The organism is Acidobacteriota bacterium, from assembly GCA_026393675.1.
In the GTDB taxonomy this organism is placed as follows: Bacteria; Acidobacteriota; Vicinamibacteria; order Vicinamibacterales; family JAKQTR01; genus JBAXOX01.
This window is the reverse complement of record JAPKZQ010000015.1, coordinates 49,230-66,546: the sequence shown is the minus strand read 5'-3', so window position 1 is coordinate 66,546 and position 17,317 is coordinate 49,230. Positions and strand designations below refer to the sequence as shown.

Here is a 17,317-nt window from a genome sequence, read left to right as displayed (position 1 = left end):
GGCGGATCGTTCTGGAGACGGTTTCAGAACCTGCGTGAACGGCTCATCTTGTGGCCGACAGAACGGGATTTGAAACCGGTTCTAGTCTCCGATCAGGTGATAAAAGATCGCGGCGAGCGTCACCGAGCTGACGATCACCCAGAGCGTCACGCCCTGCAGCATCGGGCGGAATCCAACCTTCTTCAGGGTCTCGCGGCTGACTCCAGCGCCAATCAGGAACAGGGTCACCACGAGGAGCCGCCGCGCCACAAACGCGATCCCGTCCCAGGTGCCAAGATACTGCGGCAGGACTGACCGGATGACCGCTGCCGCGATAAATCCGACGATGAACAGCGGGACCGTGACACGCTGGTCCGACTTCCTGATGAGCGCGTACACCAGAACGCACGGCATGATCCACAACGCCCGCGTCAGCTTGACCGTGGTGGCCGTGGCCAAGGCCGCCGGCCCGAAGGAAGACGCGGCGCCAACCACGCTGCTCGTGTCGTGAATCGCCAGCGCCGACCACAGCCCGAACGCACCCGGACTGAGGGAGAGGAGATGGCCGATGGCCGGAAAAATCAGGAGCGCCACGGCGTTCAGCATGAACACCGTCGCCAGCGCCACGGCGACTTCCTCGCTCCGGGCCTTGATCACGGGCGCCATCGCCGCAATCGCGCTTCCTCCGCAAATCGCGGTGCCAAACGAGATCAGTTGCGACGTGCGCGCCTCCACACGGAGCCACTTTCCGATCGCCGCGCCCATCAGCAGGGTCAGCGTGATGCCGATCATCGTGTAGAGGATTGAGTGCTGGCTTTCACGCAGCACCTGGCTGATGCCCACGCCGAAGCCGAGGCCGACGACGGAGGTTTGCAAGAGCTTCCTGGCCCAGGCGCCAGATTCGCGCGCGAACGGGTTGCCAACGGCCAGGCTGAACACGACGCCACACATCAGGGCCACCGCGGCGTCGATGCGCGGCCAGGCACAAAGCGCCATGAGCGCGATAAAACAGATCCGTTTCATTTGATTGCGATCATCCCGTGTGGCAGGTCGAAACCGTCCCTGAAACCGGTTTCAAAACCCGTTCTGACGGCGAGATTACGCCGCGGTACGCAGATGACAACCGGTTTCATGACCCGTTCTTGCGGCGAAATCAGGCCGCGATACGCAGGTCATGAAATCGTCTCCAGATAACCGTCCCCATCATTATGGCACGCAGGTCGCGTCGCCGGCCGGCGCGGCCTGCTGCGCAGCAAGTCCGATAACGGCCACGGCGGCGAGCGTTGTGATGGCAATCACGCGGATCAGACGTTCCCGGATCATGAGTATCACTCCTTGCTCCTTGCCACCGCCGAGGTTTCGGCCGGACAATAGGCAAATGGCATTCCCCATCATCGACGAACAGGCCCTTCGCGCCTGCGTCTCTCCCGCCGACGCCATCACCGCTGTGCGCGCGGCGTTTCGCGCCGATGGCGAGGGCCGCACCAGCGTGCCGGCCGTCATCAATCTTTCCATCCCCGGCACCAATGGAGAATTCCACGTCAAGACGGCCTGGGTGGAGGGCGTACCAGTGGTGGCGGTAAAGGTGGCCTCAGGATTCTACGACAATCCGGCCCTCGGGTTGCCAACCGGGTCCGGGCTGATGGCCCTGTTCGATGCACAGACGGGGATGCCGGTGGCCCTGCTCTTCGACAACGGGTTTCTTACCGACATTCGCACGGGCGCGGCCGGCGCGGTCGCGGCCGAGTGTCTCGCCAGGCGTGAGATCACCACGGTGGGCGTGATTGGATCGGGCGTGCAGGCCCGGCACCAGGTGCGGTGTCTCAAGGAAGTCAGGCCCTTCAGGCGCCTGCTGGCGTGGAGCCCGGACGGGGTCGGCCTCGAGAGCTACTGCGCCGAGATGCGCGCGGCGCTGGGCATCACGGCGACGGTGGCGGCCGGGGCAGCCGAGGTCTGTCGCGAAGCCGACGTGCTCATCACGGCCACGCCGGCGCGTGAACCCATCGTGCGTGCCGAGTGGCTGAAGCCGGGACTTCACATCACGGCGCTCGGGGCCGACACACCGGGCAAGCAGGAACTCGAGGCGGCCTGTCTCCGGCGTGCGGATCTCGTGGTTGTTGATCGACTGTCTCAGTGCGCCCGCTTCGGTGAACTGTCGCATGCGCTGCGATTGGGCCTGCTGCAGGAATCCGACGTGTGGGCTCAACTCGGCGAGATTGTCGCCGGCCAGAAACCGGGCCGGACCGGCGACGATCAGATCACCATCTGCGATCTGACCGGCGTGGGCTTTCAGGACACCGCGATCGCGGCGCTCGCCTGGGAGCGTGCACAAGTAACAGGCCTCGCGTCGGCCGCGAGGTCTGTTGTCATGGGAGATGTATGATGGATGGTACCGGTACGGGGATTCGAACCCCGGTCCCGTGGCTGAGAACCACGTGTCCTAACCCCTAGACGATACCGGCACTCGCCGCCTGGAACCGGTTTTAAAACCCGTTCTTGCGGCCGCAGAACTGGCCGCTCACGCAGGTTTTGAAACCGTCTCTCGTAACTTTCTATTTTACTCGTACACCGCATGTCCCTCAAGACGATTCTGCTTTCCGTCGCCGTCCTGCTGGTCGTGGCTGGGGGCGTGACCTATTACCTTGCTGGCCAGGAGCCCGGGCCGATCGTGACGATACACGGGCCGTCGGTCATGGGCAGTGCCAGCGTCACGTTTGACGCGTCGGTCGACGTGATGGGCACCCGCCTCACACGGGTCGAGGCGAGGCTCGAACAAGCAGATAAACAGTTTCCGGTGTTTTCGCTGGCATCGCCAGGCGATGCGCGATTTGTGCAGGAAACGCCCGATCGCATGCGGCTGACGCGAGCGGTAGCGTCGAGCCAGTTCGGCGGCTTGAAGGACGGCACGGCGCGCCTGGTAATTACGGCGGAGCGATTGGTGCTCCTCGGTCTCCGCAAGGCGGAATCCACCACGTCCCGCGACGTGAAAGTGCGGCTGACGCCCCCTGCAATCACGGTCGTCTCGACTCACCACTACGTGAAGCTCGGCGGGGCAGAGATGATCGTGTACCGGGTCGCGCCCCCCGATGTTTCGTCGGGTGTGCAGGTGGGCGACCGCTACTATCCGGGCTTTCCCGCTGCTGGCGTCGGCGGCAGCAAGAGCCCCGATCCGACCCTGCGTCTGGCGTTCTTCTCGCTGGCCTTCGATCAGGATGTCGACACGCGCATGACGCTGGTCGCGCGTGACGAAGCGGGCAACATGGTGTTGGCCGACTTCGATCACAAGACGTTTCCCGGCAAGTTTGAGCGGAGCCGCGTGCCGATCGACGACACGTTCGTCAGCCGCGTGGTGCCGCCGATTCTGCAGGCCACGCCGGAACTGAAGATGCCAACCGGCAAGCCCGAAGAGCGGCTGGCGGCCTTCCTGGCCATCAACAGCGATGTCCGTCGCAAGAACGCGCAGCAGATCGAAGCGATCGCCAAGGAGAGTGGGCCAGAAATGCTGTGGCGCGGCCCGTTCCTTCGGATGGCGCGCGCGGCGTCGGCGGCGGTGTTCGCGGATCACCGTACCTACTTCTACGGCGACCGCGAAGTGGATCGGCAAGTGCACCTCGGCGTGGATCTCGCCTCGGTCCGTGGTGCGGAGGTCACCGCGGCGAATACGGGACGCGTGATGTATACGGGGTACCTCGGCATCTACGGCAATTGCGTCATCATCGACCACGGTATGGGCGTCCAGACGCTTTATGCCCACCTGTCGGCGATGGATGTCGAAAAGGGCGACAGCGTGAAGGGCGGAGAGACCATCGGCCGCAGTGGCATGACGGGCCTGGCCGGCGGCGATCACGTGCACTTTACGACGCTTGTGGCGGGACGTCCGGTCAATCCTGTCGAATGGTGGGATCCGCACTGGATCGCTGACCGTATTGATCGCAAGTTGTTCGAGGCTGGCCTCATACCTGAAGCACCGAAGGTGGCGGCCGCAACGACCGAAGACAAACCGGCACCCGCGCGTGTGAAGGCGAAGCCAAAGCCAAAGCCCAAACCTCGTCCCCCGGTCAAACCGCGTCGCAAGCGCTGACGCGGCATCATCAGGGCCCAATGACCGACCCGTCCACCGACGCACCTCGGCCGGACCGCGCGATGCCAGATGGGACGGTGCCGGCGTCTACCGCCCCCGCGCGAGGCCGGACGGGCGACTACGTCACGCTCGCCAAGCCCCGCTTGAACATGCTGGTGGTCGCCACGACGCTCGCCGGTTACTACATGGCCGGGCCCGCACGAGCCGACTGGATGGTGCTGGTTCACACGCTGGTCGGTACGACGCTGGTGGCGAGCGGGGCTTCCGCCTTCAACCAGTTGATGGAGATCGAGGCTGACGGCCTGATGCGCCGCACGAGGCTGCGGCCGCTGCCGACAGGCCGGCTGACGCCGCGGCAGGCGAGCATCTTTGGGCTCGTGCTCTCGCTCTCTGGCATTGTCGAGCTCGCGTTCGGCGTCAACCTGCTCGCCTCAGGCGTCGCGACAGCGACGCTGCTCACCTACACCGTGTTCTACACGCCGCTCAAGCGGCGAACATCGCTCGCGACGGTGGTCGGCGGCATTCCAGGCGCGCTTCCGCCGATGATCGGCTGGGCGGCCGTGCGCAACTCGCTCTCGATTGAGGCATGGATCCTGTTTGGCATTGTCTTTCTGTGGCAGATGCCGCACTTCCTCGCCATCGCCTGGATGTACAGGGAGGACTACAAGCGGGCGGGCTTCCCGCTTCTGCCAGTGGTCGAACCCGACGGCGCGTCGACCGGCCGGCAGGCGCTCATCTACGCAGCCGCCCTGCTTCCGCTGAGCCTCGCGCCGACGGTTGTGGCGATGACGGGCAACGTATATCTGGCGGGTGCCGGCATCATGAGCGCGCTGTTTCTCGCCCTCGCGGCGCGCTTCGCCTGGGATCGCACGACGAATTCCGCGCGCCGCCTGTTTTTCGGCTCAATCACGTACCTGCCCCTGTTGTGGATCCTGATGGTGCTCAATCGGGTGTAAATGATGTCCATCTCGGACCTGCCCGCCCTCAACGCGACGCTCAATGCGATCGCGGCAGCGTTTCTCGCAACGGGCTACGTCATGATCCGGCGCCGCCAGAAGACCGCGCACCGCTGGTGCATGATCGCCGCGTGTATGGCGTCGGCCCTCTTCCTGACGTCGTACATCGTCTATCACGCCAACGCGGGCTCGAAGTTGTACCCGGGCACCGGTCCGATCCGGCTGGTCTACTTCTTCATCCTTGGCACACACGTGGTGCTGGCGGCCGTCATCCTGCCGATGGCCATCGTCACGCTCACGCGGGCGCTCCGCGGACACTTCGACCGTCACAAGCGCCTCGCACGCTGGACCCTGCCCTTCTGGCTCTATGTGTCGGTGACCGGCGTCGTGATCTACCTGATGCTCTATTAGAAGTCGATCCGCGCGCCGATGCGCAGGATGCGCGGGTTCATGATCTCGAGGATCTGGTCGAACCCGGTGACGCCCGTCAGGCGCTGGTCGTACTGGCGGCCCAGCACGGTCCCCGCGTTGAGCAGGTTGAAGATATCGAGGTCGATGTTGATGCTGACCTTCTGGATCTTGAACACCTTGCCGATGCGAGCATCGAGCGACGTGACGGTCGGGAGACGATTCGCGCCGACGGCCTTCACGAGCAGCACCGACTTGCTGCTGCTGAAGTAATCGCCCGTCGCCGTCACACTGCTGCGGTACCAGGGCTGGCTGAAGCCCTGGCGCGTTACCAGGCTGACGCCGAGGTCAATGCCCCACGGCGCCTGATAGAGGCCGTTGGCAATGAACTGGTACTTCGGCAACACCTGGTAGATGCCGCTCTTGCCGGACCCGCCCGATGCCGTCACGACGAGGCCGCCGTCCACGAGCGGGTTGCCAGCCGACGGGGTTGGATCCTCGATCGCGGTCGCCGGGTTGTCGAAGTACTCGCGGTGGTCGTTAGTCGAAAACCCGAAACGCGCCATCCACTTGTCGGACAGACGCTTCGTGGCGCTTGCTTCAATACCCCAATACCGCTGGTAGTAGCCGTCGCGGCCGGTGTACTCGACACCGCCGGACTGGGCCGATGCCGGAACGTTAGCCGCAGTCACCGCGTAGTACGGCGCGCTGAAATTTGAGCCATCGGGCAGCGGCCCGCCAGTGAGCGTCCCGGCCAGAGTGTACGCCGGCGACCGGAGGCCGATGTACGGCGTCCAGTTGAAGTTGGTAAACCGGCGATAGGTGAACGACGCGCTCACACCGAAGTTCTTGCCCACCTCGCGGTCGATGCCGGCGATGAATTCGTCGATGGCCGGCACGTAATAGCTGCCGAGCTTGTTGTTGGCCGTCAGCGTGGCCGGATCGAAGCCGCCCCATCCAGCCAGATACGAGGTGTCGATTTCGCCAGGGTCGGCCACGCCGTTACGGTTTGTATCGACGGCATAGAAGGCGATGTACCGATCCTGCACGGGCGAAATCACGCTCGACGTGCCGTTGCCCAACTGCGACGCGAACCGCGCGTAGCTGGCTCGGAGCTGTATCTTGCGCGCTTCGTCGAGCGCGTAGGTCATACCCGCGCGCGGCGAGAACGAGTTCCACGTGATTGCGTCGGGGACGGCCGGCGCGGTGATCGCGGGTAGCCACTTCTCGAAGCCGGGCACCGCCGGCTCGCTTGTCGGGAGCGTGCCATCGGTCTGATGATCGTAGCGCAAACCCACGGTGATGGTTGCGCGCTTCGCCGTGATGGTGTCGGATAGCCAGCCGGACATGTAGTGCGCGCGGGCGTTCGACGCAAACGGGCTGTCAATCGTGACGAAGATGTCCGGGTAGCCGTTGTAGTACGACACGATGGATTTGCCGTTGCTGCTCGATACCTGCGACGCCGTTTCAACGGTGACACGGCGCCAGGAAAAACCGAACTTCAACTCGTGGTTGCCGTTGAAATAGCTGCCCTCGGCCATCGCCACCTGCTGCGGCCGGTTGGTATGGTAGTTCCAGGACGAGCCGTGCCACACGCCGCTGTCGTCATAGTAGACGTCCTTGTTCATGCCGCCCTGAGGCACGAAGTCGAATCTGCTGGGCATGTGCGAACCACGGACGCTCAGGAACAGGTCGTTGCTCAGGACGACATTCATCTCGCCCTTGTAGAAGTTGCTCGGCCCGCTCTGGTTGACGGTCGTCTCAGGCGGACGCGTCGCGCTCGCATTGCGCCCGAACGCCTGCTTGTCGCCATGGAACCACATGAAGCTGGCACGGACGTTCTGCGTCACCTGTCCCTGGATTTTCGTCGCCCAGTTTTTCAGGGACGTATTGTCCGGTGTCTGCTTGATGGTCAGGTTGTCCACGTCGGTCTTGCCCATCGACCCCCATGCCCACAGCTTGTCCTTCACCATGGGAAAGCCGATTTCGAAACCCGTGTCCAGGTACTGCTTGATTCGGTTGCCCTTGCCGTTCGGGCTGCCGAGCGCGGTGGCCAGCGTCGCCGACATGTTGTTGCCCTGCATCGACTGATCTTCGAAGAAGATGCGGGCCGATCCGTGCGGCGTATTGCTGCCGGACTTCAGGATCAAGTTCAGCGCCACGCCACCCGTCGCGCTCGACATGTCGGAACCGCCCGTCGTGACGTTCATTTCCTGGAACATGCCGAAGTCGTAGTAGGTCGGCGTCGACCCGGTGGCCGCCATGTCGGTAATCGGGATACCGTCCATGTTCCACGTGTTGTCGCCGCCCGATGCCCCCTTCGCCTGATAGCCAGACTGCTGGCCGGATTCTGAACCCCCGACGTTGACGCGGTCCGTGATGATGCCCGGCACCGTCTGCATGACGACCCACGGGTCGCGTGCCGACGGAATGTTCTGCAGTTCATCGAGCGTGACGCTGGTGGCCGTCCCGACCTTCTTCGCGTCGATCACGGGCGTCCTGGCCGTCACATCGATCTTCTGCGTCACGCCCGCGACCGCCAGAGCGGCTTTCAGTTGCACGTTGCCGCCAGCCGCAACCGAAACCGACGTGTTGAGGTAGTCGGCGAAACCCGACAGCGTGGCCTTGATCTGATACGTGCCCGGAGGCAGGTTCAGGATGCGGGCGGCGCCATCGGGGCCGGTCAACTTGCTGCCGTTCTGCGGTCCCGTCATTTCGACCAGCACGCCGGACAGGACCGCTCCGGTGCTGTCGACGGCCGTGACCTCGATGCGGCCGGTGGCCACCTGGGCCGCGGCCGGAACGGCAATCGCTAATGCCAGAAACGCTACCAGCCAGAACTTGTAGACGTTCATCTCGCCATCCCCCTGGGATCGCCACGATCTAGCGTGGCCTGAGCACGTGCCGGGCTGTCCGCCTCCGCGCCAGAGCGCTACGGCGAGACCTCGACGAAGCTCAACGAGCGAAGTCGGGGAGCCCGGCGTTCCCGGGAAACCCGCCGTCACACGGCCCTCCCGCTCGCCCGAATCCCGAATCCCGAAGAGGTACAGTACTCATCACCGATACAGCAGGTATTTCGCGCGCAGGATCCGCCACTGCGCCTCGGCCCGTGCCCACGTGTTCGCGATGTCGGCAGGGTCGTCGCCAGCCCTGAGACGCTTGACGGTGTCGGCACCAAACAGCCGCCCCACGCCATCCACATTGAACTGCTTCGGATGCAGACGGAAGAGCGCCGACGCCACCTCGAGGCCGACGCGCACCGGCCGCAGCCGGCTCCGGTCGGTCACGGTGATGAACACGCCCTGGCAGAGTTCGTTCGCGAACTTGCTCGAGACGGGCGTGAACGCCACGGGATAGAAACGCACGCCCGGCAGGTTGCGCCGGTTCAACTCCGCAGCGAGACGAACGCCGTCAACCCATGGCGCACCCAACTGCTCGAACGGCGTATCGGTTCCGCGCCCGACCGACAGGTTCGACGCCTCAATGGCGCCAATGCCAGGGTACAGGCTCGCCGCCACCATGTTCCGCATGTTCGGCGACGGGTTCACCCACATCAGGCCCGTCTCGTCGAACCAGTCGTCGCGGTTCCAGTGCTTCAGTTCGACGACGGTCAACGCCGCGCCAATCTTGTTCTCGGCGTTGAACAACCTTGCTAACTCGCCGAGCGTCAGCCCGTGACGGATGGGCATCGGGAAGTAGGCGGTGAACCCCAACTCGGCAGGATCGAGCGACGGTCCTTCGATCTGGACGCCGGTGATCGGGTTCGGCCGGTCGAGCACGACGACGGCGATCTTGCGCTTCGCCGCTTCCTCCATCACGTAGGCCAGCGTGGTCGTGTACGTGTAGAAGCGCGCGCCAATGTCCTGCAGGTCGATGACAATGGTGTCGAGGCCCTTGAGCATGTCGTCGGTCGGCCGCATGGTCGCGCCGTAGAGCGAGTAGATGGGCAGGCCCGTCTTCTCGTCGGTGGAGGAGGCGACCTTCTCGTCGAGAATGCCGCGGATCCCGTGCTCCGGGCTGAAGAGCGCCGCCAGTTTGACGCCCTTGGCCGACGCCAGCAGGTCGATCGTCGCGTCGCCTTCTCGGGCGCGACCCGTGTGGTTGGTAACCAGTCCCACCCGCTTGCCCTGCAGCAACTTGAACGCGTCGGCGCGCAGGACGTCGATGCCGTTTCGCGTCCGTCCCTCCGTCTCATCCCCGCGTCGCGGCGCCGTGCCCGCGGCGCCGAAGTCGGTGCCGGTCCACCGTTGCTGCCTGAGGGCGGCGGCATCGGGCACCTGGCGCAGGGCCGACGCCACAATTGTCGCGACACGCGCGCGCAGCGGCGTCACATCGCCCCTGCCATCGGGGTGCACGCGGTTGGACAGCAGCACGACGTAGGTTTTCGTCAGCGGATCGATCCACAACGACGTGCCGGTGAACCCGGTGTGGCCGAACGAACCGACCGGCAGCAGCTCACCGCGGTTCGACGAGTAGCTCGTGTCGATGTCCCACCCAAGCCCGCGCACGCTGGGCATTCCCGCCGGCGACGCCGGCGTCGTCATCTTCGCGACGGTGAGCGGCGACAGGATGCGCACGCCGCCAAGCGACCCGCCATCAAGGAGCATCCGGCAGAAACGCGACAGGTCGGCGGCCGTGCTGAACAGCCCCGCGTGGCCCGCGATGCCGCCCATCCGCCGCGCGGTCGGATCGTGCACGATGCCGCGCAGCATCATCTGCCCTGGGCCGTTGCACGGCCATCCAAACGGCACGCACATCTCGGTGGGCGCGATGCGTGGGCGCAGCGAGTCCGACGGGTTGAACATCGAATCGACCATGCCGAGCGGCGTGAACACCCGGTCCCGCGCGAACAGGTCGAATCGCTGGCCGCTGACGCGCGCCACCACGTCGGCGAGCACGAAGAAGTTGATGTCGCTGTAGACAAACCGCTCGCCCGGCGCCGAAGTCGGCACCTCGTCGCAGGCGCGCGCGATGGCCTTCTCGTAACTGGTCCACGAGTCGTCGCTCAGATCGAGGTCGGGCCGGAGGCCGGAGTAGTGGGTCAACAAGTGCCGAATGGTGATCTGGTCCTTGCCGTGCCGGCCGAAGTCGGGGATGAAGGTGGCGACGCGATCGTTCAGGCGGATGCGACCTTCCTCGACGAGGATCATCACGCTTGTCGTGGTGGCCACCACCTTGGTGAGCGAGGCCATATCGAAGATCGTGTCAAGCGTCATCGGCTCGGGCTGCGGCAGCAGCGCCCGCAGGCCGTAGGCCTTCTGGTAGACGACGTCGGCTCCGCGGCCGACGAGCAGCACGGCCCCCGGCAGCTGTTTGTCGGCGATGGCCCGCTCGATGACCTTGTCGACAGTCGAGAGGTGCGCCAGGTCAAACGATGCTGACCCTGGAGGGGCGGCCGCCGGGCGGGAGGCCCTGGCGGCGGTCTGGGCCGCTGGCGATTGCGCCATCAGGCCTGCCGCCATCATCACCAGCATCGCCACCGTCATCATCATCGAACTGCGTCTTCGCACGACAACCTCCCTGGCGACAGAGCCGGAGCGGTACGCCATCCCAATAGCATAGACCTTCCACGTCAATCCTCGTCTCCACCCGAGCGGGACGGGACCGACGGCTTGAACGCGTCGAGGCCGAGAAAAAAACGGGGGAGCCACCTGGCTCCCCCTTGAAAATCGGGGCCGCGCGTGGCGCCCCCCGGCAAACGAGTCTACTAGAAGTTGAACTGCAGGCTCATGTGGATGTAGCGGCCCAATGGATCGTACGTGCCGTAGAAGCCCGGCCCGTAGTCGTTGGGAGTACTGCCCACCCCGAACGGGGGTTCCTTGTCAAGAATGTTGTTGGCACCGAGTACGAACTGGTAATGCTTCCCCGCCTTGTAGGTCGCCGAGAGGTCAAGATAGTGGCGGGCGGAGATCACGTAGGCGTCGTTGGCCTGCAACAACGCGATGTTGGTCGGATCTCCAATAGCCGGATTGGGGCTGCCATCATCGTTCGTGACGCCGCCGATCATGCGCCATCCGAGAGTGAACGTGGTGTTGAACCTGGTCTCCCACGCGAAGCGGAGCATGTGCCGCCACGTGGGAGTCGGAATACCGCACTGGTTGCCGAAGTAGCCCACGCAGTCATAGGCGTACAGCCCGGTATCGATCTTCTGATGCCTCAGGATGGTGCCGATGAGGTTCACCGAGAACGAGCCGACTCCGCCGAGGCTCTTGGAGTAGGTGGTGTTCAGGTCGATGCCTTCTGACTCGAGTTTACCCACGTTCTGATTGGCCGTGATGGTGTAGCCGTCCGTTGTCATCCACAGCGAACCGAGCCTGTCACGGTGGATCAGGCCGCACAGCAAGGGACTGCCGGTGGCGGCGCACTGGTTCTGGATGTCATCGGCTCCAAGGGCGCCGATGGTGCTATTGATCTTGATGTTGTAGTAGTCGATCGCGGCCGTGAAGCCCGGGACCGCCCTCGGGGTAAGAACCAGCCCGACGGTGTAGGTATCGGCGGACTCGGGATTCAGCTTCGGGTTACCTCCACCGATGGTGTTGTACTGGTTGGCCGGGTTCTCAGAGAGGTTACCGTACTGCGCAGCGGTCACGCCCTGCAGCGCACACTGCGCCTGGCTTGCTGTGGGGTGCGCGCCCGCACACGTGTCCTGACTACCGCCGAGACCAAGCCCCTGCGGTGTGTACAGCTCCGTCACGTTGGGTGAGCGAGTCGCACGGTTGAAGCCTGCACGGATCTTAAAGTCGGCGACTGGCGCCCAGGATGCCTGCACCTTGTAGGTGGGCCACTTCCCGGTGCTGCTGTAGTCGGAGTAGCGGTAGCCAACCTCCAGGCTCAAATCCTTGAACCCAGGAGCGTTCTGAACGATGGGGATCAGCCCCTCGGCGAAGAACTCCTTTACGGTGTAGGTACCTTCGACGGGAAGCGTTGGACCACCCGAACCTGCACCAAGGGCCTGCTCGAACGGCATGTCGGGATGGACAAACAGGTATTCCTGCCGGTACTCGCCGCCCAGAGCGACCTTAATGCCCTCGGTCGCGGTGGGAAGAGCCAGACCATAATTCTTGAGGTCACCCGTGAGCTTGCCGCCCACAACCCGTGTCCTCGTGCCAGAATTCAATACTTCGTCTAGCGAGAGGTAGTCCAGCGCTGCCTGCGTCACCCCGCCTTTCTTGAAGATGTTCCACGGAACACAGCCGGGATTGCCGGAACGGCAGTGCCACGTGCTCGGATTGGCCGGGTCGCCGTCGACGATCAGGGCATCCTGGATGTTCAGTGCGTTAAGGTCGTTGGCGTACGATTGCGGGGAGTGCACCTCGGCCTGCAGGGCGTAGGCGTCATAGCTCCAGGTCTTGTTGAGGTCGCCCTTGAGGCCGAAGGAGTAACGGAGGTCGGTGTGACGGAGCTGGGAGATCCGGCCTCCACCCTCGACGTTGCGTCTATAGATATAGACGTTGGCCATGTCGGTTGGCCCATAACCGAAATTCGTGCAAAGGGTCTGCCGCTCCTGGGCGCTCAGCATCGGGTTGTTGCAGTTGATGAGCCCTGTGTTGCCGAAGTCTCCCGAGGGCGCAATCTGTGCGTCCGTGTAGTCATCCATGAACATGACGTCAAGGTAGGCCTGAATCTTCTTGTTCCACTCGTAGTTCAGGAAACCACCACCGGCCCACCTCTGGTCAGGACGCTGCATGAAGTTGTAGGGCGCGTAGTTGAAGACGTCTGCTGACGTGCGGGGCCTGAGCTGATCGCCGGTTGCGGAATTCAGGTCCAGCACGTAGTTAGCGGTCTTACTGAAGGTTGCGTCATACACCGTGAAACGACCTGCCGGCCACGTGGCTGAACCGCCACAGGTCGGGCCGTTCATGGTCAGACCCCCGAGGACGGAGCAGTTGGTGTAGTCGCGCTGATCTTTCGTGATCGCGTCGGTGTTGCGGTAGTCGAGGTAGACAGAAGCATGGCCCTTACGATCGCCGAACTTGCCACCGAGCGCCACGTTGAAGTCGGTCGGGGCGTTATTCCAGATAGTACCCGATGGGTAGCTGAACCCCTTGGCCTTGTTTATGGACTGCGCCAGGGCGTTGCTGTTGTTGTGCTGGTAGCCGCCGTACTGAACACCGCCTCTGACGCCCTCGAAGTCCTTGTCCAGGACGAAGTTGACAACGCCAGCGACGGCGTCGGCGCCGTAGACGGACGAAGCGCCGCCGGTGAGGACGTCGACCCGTTTCACGAGCGCAGACGGAATGAAGTTCAGGTCAGGAGCAGTGGCGAAGGCGTCACCACTCGACATCCGGCGGCCGTCGATCAGCACCAGCGTGCGATTTGCGCCGAGGTAGCGCAGGTCCACTGTCGCTGTGCCCGACGCACCGTTTGCGATCGTGGAGTTCTGCGCGGCGAAGACCTGCGGCAAGCTCATGAGAAGGTCCTCGACGCGGTTCATCCCCCGATACGTGATCGTTTCAACGTCCAAGGTGGTGACAGGGCTCATGGCCTCCAGTGTCGGGCGAGGAATCAGCGAGCCGGTCACCTGGATCTGCTCGGTCTGGCGGCCGATCTCGAGTTTCGTATCCACGGTGACGGACTGGCCGACCGCCACGACCAGCTTGCTCGCTTGTCTGCTGAACCCTGGCAGTTCGAAGCTGAGCTCGTACGAGCCCGGCGCCACGTTGGCGACGACGTAGCGGCCGGTTGAGTCGGTCACCGTCGAGCGAATCGCGCCGCCGGTGCCCTCACCCTTGATAGTAACCGTCACACCGGGCAGCACCCCGCCGCTCGGGTCGGTGACCACACCTGTGACGCGGCCGGCCTCGGTCTGGGCTGCACCCACGAGCGGCAGCGCCAGAACCATGAGAGCAGCCATTAGCCATGCCATTCTCTTCATCGCGTCCTCCTCCCCGATGTCAACCGATGGAATCGGGGAATCAAAAAAAGCCACATACAAACGCCGAGACAGTGTCCCTCGTACGGGACTCACGAGGCCTGCGGCAACGCCGACAGGTCGCGGTTGGTTCTAGTTGCACACGCTATACCAGAATCAGGCGGATGCCAGCCGCCGACAAAGCATCACAAATCTCTGCCATGTCAATGGTTTAGCAGGTGAATGTCTCACGCCACATGCCTGCAGGAACCCAAAATCTACGCCATTGGATCCAAGCGGTTGGATTCACACCAAGTCGGAGCGGCCGCTGACGGCCGAGCCTACTCGCTTCCAAGTTTGATCAATTGCTTGAGCATCTCGCGCGCTGTCTTAGCCTCTGGGCTGTTCGGCGCAAGCGCGATGAAGCGTTCAAGGTGGCTCCTCGCCTCCTCGGTGGCGCCCTCGTTCACGTAGGCCATGGCCAGGTAGTAGTGGGCCAGCGGTTGGTTCGGATCGACATCGAGAACCTTGAGGAATCTCTCCTTGGTCCGGACCTTGTCATTGGCATCGTAGGCTTCGAAGGCCAGCTTCAGGAGCCCGTTGCTTGCAACCGCGGGCTCCACGGCAGCCAGACCCACCAGCGCGTCGATGAGCCTCTCCTTGTCCCCCAGGCTCAAGCAGGCATTGTACCGAAGCCGTATCGCGCGCTCGTTTTTGGGATCCGCCTTCAGGACGGCCTCCGCGGCGGTTGCCGCCTCCGCGTTGCGGCCGATCTTGAAACCGGCCGTGGCGAGCCCGAGCAGCGACGCCTGGAGGGTCGGGTCGATGTTGAGGGCTTCCTGAAACTTCGCAAAGGCGCCCGTATTGTCTCCGGCCTTTACGAGGGCGACAGCCTCGTTGTGGATCTTCTTCGCTTCCTCGGCCCGACGACCGACTTTCTCCAGGTCCTTCAGCGCCTCTGCCGCCTTGGCGTCATCTTTGAGGTTGCGGTAGGCTTGCCACCGCGACAACAGGACCGCCTCGTCCTGGGAGCCGAGGGCCATGGCCTTCTCCGCGGACTCCGCCGCCTGCTGGTTATGCCCGGTCTGCACCTGGACCGCGCTCAGCGCCACCCACGCCTGGAGCAGGTTCGGGTCGTGCCCCACGGCTTCCTTGAATTTCGCCTCGGCAGTTGGGTAATCCTTGGCTTTGAGGGCGGTGACGCCACCGTTGAAGGCGAGGATCGCTGGCTCCGAAGTCGAGGCCGGGGGCAGGCTGCCAACCGCCGACCCACTCACTGGGTGCATCGTCCACTGGTAACTCTGGGTGCCCTCCAGGTGCCACTCCTGCTGGGCCTCAACGGACTGATATCCGGCCTTGTCAAATCGATAATGGTACGTCACGTCGACCGCACGGAAGTCCACAATGAAGGTGCCCTTCTTGTCGGTTGTCCGGACTTCCTTGAAGCTCGGGATCTGCGGCGACGTGGCGGTCACGACCACCCCTGGAATCGGGTTGCCCTCCGGGTCGACGACCTTGCCAAGGAGCCTCCCTTTTTGCTCGGCGAAGGCCAGCCCTGGGATTATCCAGATCAGGATCAGGAGCCATGCCATTGTGCGCTGGCTGGTGGACATCGTGGTCACCTCTCTTCCCACTGTGGAAGTATAAACGATAGGAATTTCCTCTGCCACGACACACGATGGTACCTCCAGGCAGGTTACTGTCAAGGTCTTGCGGGGGCACCTCGCTGGTGGGTTGGGGCGCGGTTGAGTTCTGAGTTCTGAATTTTCCGGGATGCATGCCGCGAATTCAAGACTCACACCAGGCGTTGACATCCGCCGAGTCTCTTGAGTTCACACCTCGCGCAGCCACACCCGACTGACTGTGGCACATGGCGCCTGGGCTGGAGCGGTTGCGGACATCGGGGGTCCTCCAGCACCGGCAACCGACTGCGCCGTGTGGTACCATTCGGGCGGAATCGCTCATGAAGACACTTGGCTCTTCTCGGCTGTGGACATGCGCCGCACTGTTGTGCGCGGCCATCCCGTTCGGCCTGGCGGCGCAGACCCAAAGCCGGTTTGATGATCGCGGCCTCACGGCGGTCCCGGGCATCACGGTCGGCCATCACACGCTCACCGAACGCCCGACAGGCTGCACGGTGGTTCTGGCGGGTTCAGGCGCGGTGGCTGGCGTCGACGTGCGTGGCTCGGCGCCAGGCACGCGCGAAACCGACTTGCTCAATCCGCTCAGCCTGGTCGATCAGGTGCACGCCATTGTGCTGGCAGGCGGGAGCGCCTTCGGCCTCGATGCCGCCTCGGGTGTGATGCGGTACCTGGACGAACGCAAGATCGGGTTCCCGACGCAGTACGGCGTGGTGCCGATTGTGCCGGCCGCCATCCTGTTTGATCTCGGGGTGGGCGATGCGCGCGTGCGGCCGACGGCTGATTGCGGCTACGCGGCGGCCAAGGCGGCGACTGATGGTCCCGTGGCGCAGGGCAACGTGGGGGCGGGCGCGGGCGCCACGGTGGGCAAACTGCTTGGCATGGATCGGGCGATGAAGGGCGGGATCGGCAGCGCGGCCATCACGCTTCCCGGCGGCCTCACGGTCGCGGCGCTGGTCGCGGTCAATGCGTTTGGCGACATCGTCGATCCCGCGACTGGCCGCGTGGTGGCCGGCGTGCGAACACCTGACGGACGCGGGCTGGCCGATGCGCGCGTCCTGATTCGAACTGGTACCACACAGAAGAACCCGATCGGCGAGAACTCGACCATTGGCGTCATCGCGACCAACGCGCGCCTGACCAAGGCGCAGGCGACAAAGGTGGCGCAAATGGCGCACGACGGCCTGGCCCGCGCCATCGCGCCGGTGCATTCGATGAACGACGGCGACACGCTGTTTGCGCTGGCCACGGGCCGATTGGCGCAGCCGGCCGATGTGAGCATCATCGGGGCGCTTGCCGCCGACGTGGTGGCCGAAGCCGTGCTGAACGCCGTGCGCCAGGCGACTGGTCTTCCCGGCCTGCCGGCGGTCCACGATCTCGCCGCCGCCGCCAGGCGGTAGTG

At 64.1% G+C, this 17,317-nt stretch carries 10 protein-coding genes and 1 tRNA gene; 5 read left to right on the top strand and 6 right to left on the bottom strand.

Annotation, left to right across the window (positions count from 1 at the left end; genetic code table 11):
* Positions 1 to 81 precede the first annotated feature (81 nt).
* The gene (locus tag NT151_05000; protein ID MCX6538279.1) at positions 82 to 1,002 is read right to left on the bottom strand and encodes a putative sulfate exporter family transporter; all 921 of its coding nucleotides are present in this window, start codon (positions 1,000 to 1,002) and stop codon (positions 82 to 84) included.
* A gap of 355 nt (positions 1,003 to 1,357) precedes the next feature.
* On the opposite strand from NT151_05000, the gene NT151_04995 reads away from it, so the two are divergent.
* Positions 1,358 to 2,362, top strand: coding sequence for an ornithine cyclodeaminase family protein (locus tag NT151_04995; GenBank protein MCX6538278.1), 1,005 nt, complete (start codon positions 1,358 to 1,360; stop codon positions 2,360 to 2,362).
* A 4-nt stretch (positions 2,363 to 2,366) separates the two neighbouring features.
* Here NT151_04995 and NT151_04990 read toward each other — a convergent pair.
* Positions 2,367 to 2,441 (bottom strand) — tRNA-Glu (locus NT151_04990).
* A 110-nt stretch (positions 2,442 to 2,551) separates the two neighbouring features.
* Between NT151_04990 and NT151_04985 the strand changes: the two genes are divergently transcribed.
* From NT151_04985 to NT151_04975, 3 genes are read left to right on the top strand one after another with little or no spacing between them, the layout of a single operon-like run.
* Positions 2,552 to 4,060 carry a M23 family metallopeptidase gene (locus NT151_04985; protein ID MCX6538277.1) on the top strand — a complete coding sequence of 503 codons (1,509 nt, stop codon included), beginning with the start codon at positions 2,552 to 2,554 and terminating at the stop codon, positions 4,058 to 4,060.
* Positions 4,061 to 4,080: 20 nt separating this feature from the next.
* Positions 4,081 to 5,016, top strand: coding sequence for a heme o synthase (cyoE, locus tag NT151_04980; GenBank protein ID MCX6538276.1), 936 nt, complete (start codon positions 4,081 to 4,083; stop codon positions 5,014 to 5,016).
* Positions 5,017 to 5,427 (top strand): DUF420 domain-containing protein, encoded by a 411-nt coding sequence (locus tag NT151_04975; GenBank protein ID MCX6538275.1) that lies wholly within the window; start codon positions 5,017 to 5,019, stop codon positions 5,425 to 5,427.
* Here the strand turns inward: NT151_04975 and NT151_04970 are convergent.
* The 4 genes from NT151_04970 to NT151_04955 all read right to left on the bottom strand — a co-directional run bounded on the left by NT151_04970 (position 5,424) and on the right by NT151_04955 (position 15,945).
* Positions 5,424 to 8,279: a TonB-dependent receptor gene (locus NT151_04970; GenBank protein MCX6538274.1), complete on the bottom strand. Its 2,856-nt coding sequence runs from the start codon at positions 8,277 to 8,279 to the stop codon at positions 5,424 to 5,426. The genes NT151_04975 and NT151_04970 overlap by 4 nt on opposite strands.
* Positions 8,280 to 8,480: 201 nt before the next feature.
* Positions 8,481 to 10,934, bottom strand: a complete 2,454-nt coding sequence (locus NT151_04965; protein ID MCX6538273.1) for a DUF1343 domain-containing protein — start codon at positions 10,932 to 10,934, stop codon at positions 8,481 to 8,483.
* Positions 10,935 to 11,131: 197 nt separating this feature from the next.
* Complete coding sequence (locus NT151_04960; protein MCX6538272.1) at positions 11,132 to 14,278, bottom strand: TonB-dependent receptor; 3,147 nt, start codon at positions 14,276 to 14,278, stop codon at positions 11,132 to 11,134.
* A 338-nt stretch (positions 14,279 to 14,616) separates the two neighbouring features.
* Positions 14,617 to 15,945 (bottom strand): tetratricopeptide repeat protein, encoded by a 1,329-nt coding sequence (locus NT151_04955; protein ID MCX6538271.1) that lies wholly within the window; start codon positions 15,943 to 15,945, stop codon positions 14,617 to 14,619.
* 293 nt (positions 15,946 to 16,238) lie between these two features.
* On the opposite strand from NT151_04955, the gene NT151_04950 reads away from it, so the two are divergent.
* Positions 16,239 to 17,315: a P1 family peptidase gene (locus tag NT151_04950; GenBank protein ID MCX6538270.1), complete on the top strand. Its 1,077-nt coding sequence runs from the start codon at positions 16,239 to 16,241 to the stop codon at positions 17,313 to 17,315.
* Positions 17,316 to 17,317 lie beyond the last annotated feature (2 nt).

Excerpts from the sequence above, each read along its gene's own strand:
- NT151_05000 (MCX6538279.1), bottom strand. The coding sequence starts at position 1,002 with ATGAAACGGATCTGTTTTATCGCGCTCATGGCGCTTTGTGCCTGGCCG.
- NT151_04995 (MCX6538278.1), top strand. The coding sequence starts at position 1,358 with ATGGCATTCCCCATCATCGACGAACAGGCCCTTCGCGCCTGCGTCTCT.
- NT151_04985 (MCX6538277.1), top strand. The coding sequence starts at position 2,552 with ATGTCCCTCAAGACGATTCTGCTTTCCGTCGCCGTCCTGCTGGTCGTG.
- cyoE (MCX6538276.1), top strand. The coding sequence starts at position 4,081 with ATGACCGACCCGTCCACCGACGCACCTCGGCCGGACCGCGCGATGCCA.
- NT151_04975 (MCX6538275.1), top strand. The coding sequence starts at position 5,017 with ATGATGTCCATCTCGGACCTGCCCGCCCTCAACGCGACGCTCAATGCG.
- NT151_04970 (MCX6538274.1), bottom strand. The coding sequence starts at position 8,279 with ATGAACGTCTACAAGTTCTGGCTGGTAGCGTTTCTGGCATTAGCGATT.
- NT151_04960 (MCX6538272.1), bottom strand. The coding sequence starts at position 14,278 with ATGGCTGCTCTCATGGTTCTGGCGCTGCCGCTCGTGGGTGCAGCCCAG.
- NT151_04950 (MCX6538270.1), top strand. The coding sequence starts at position 16,239 with ATGAAGACACTTGGCTCTTCTCGGCTGTGGACATGCGCCGCACTGTTG.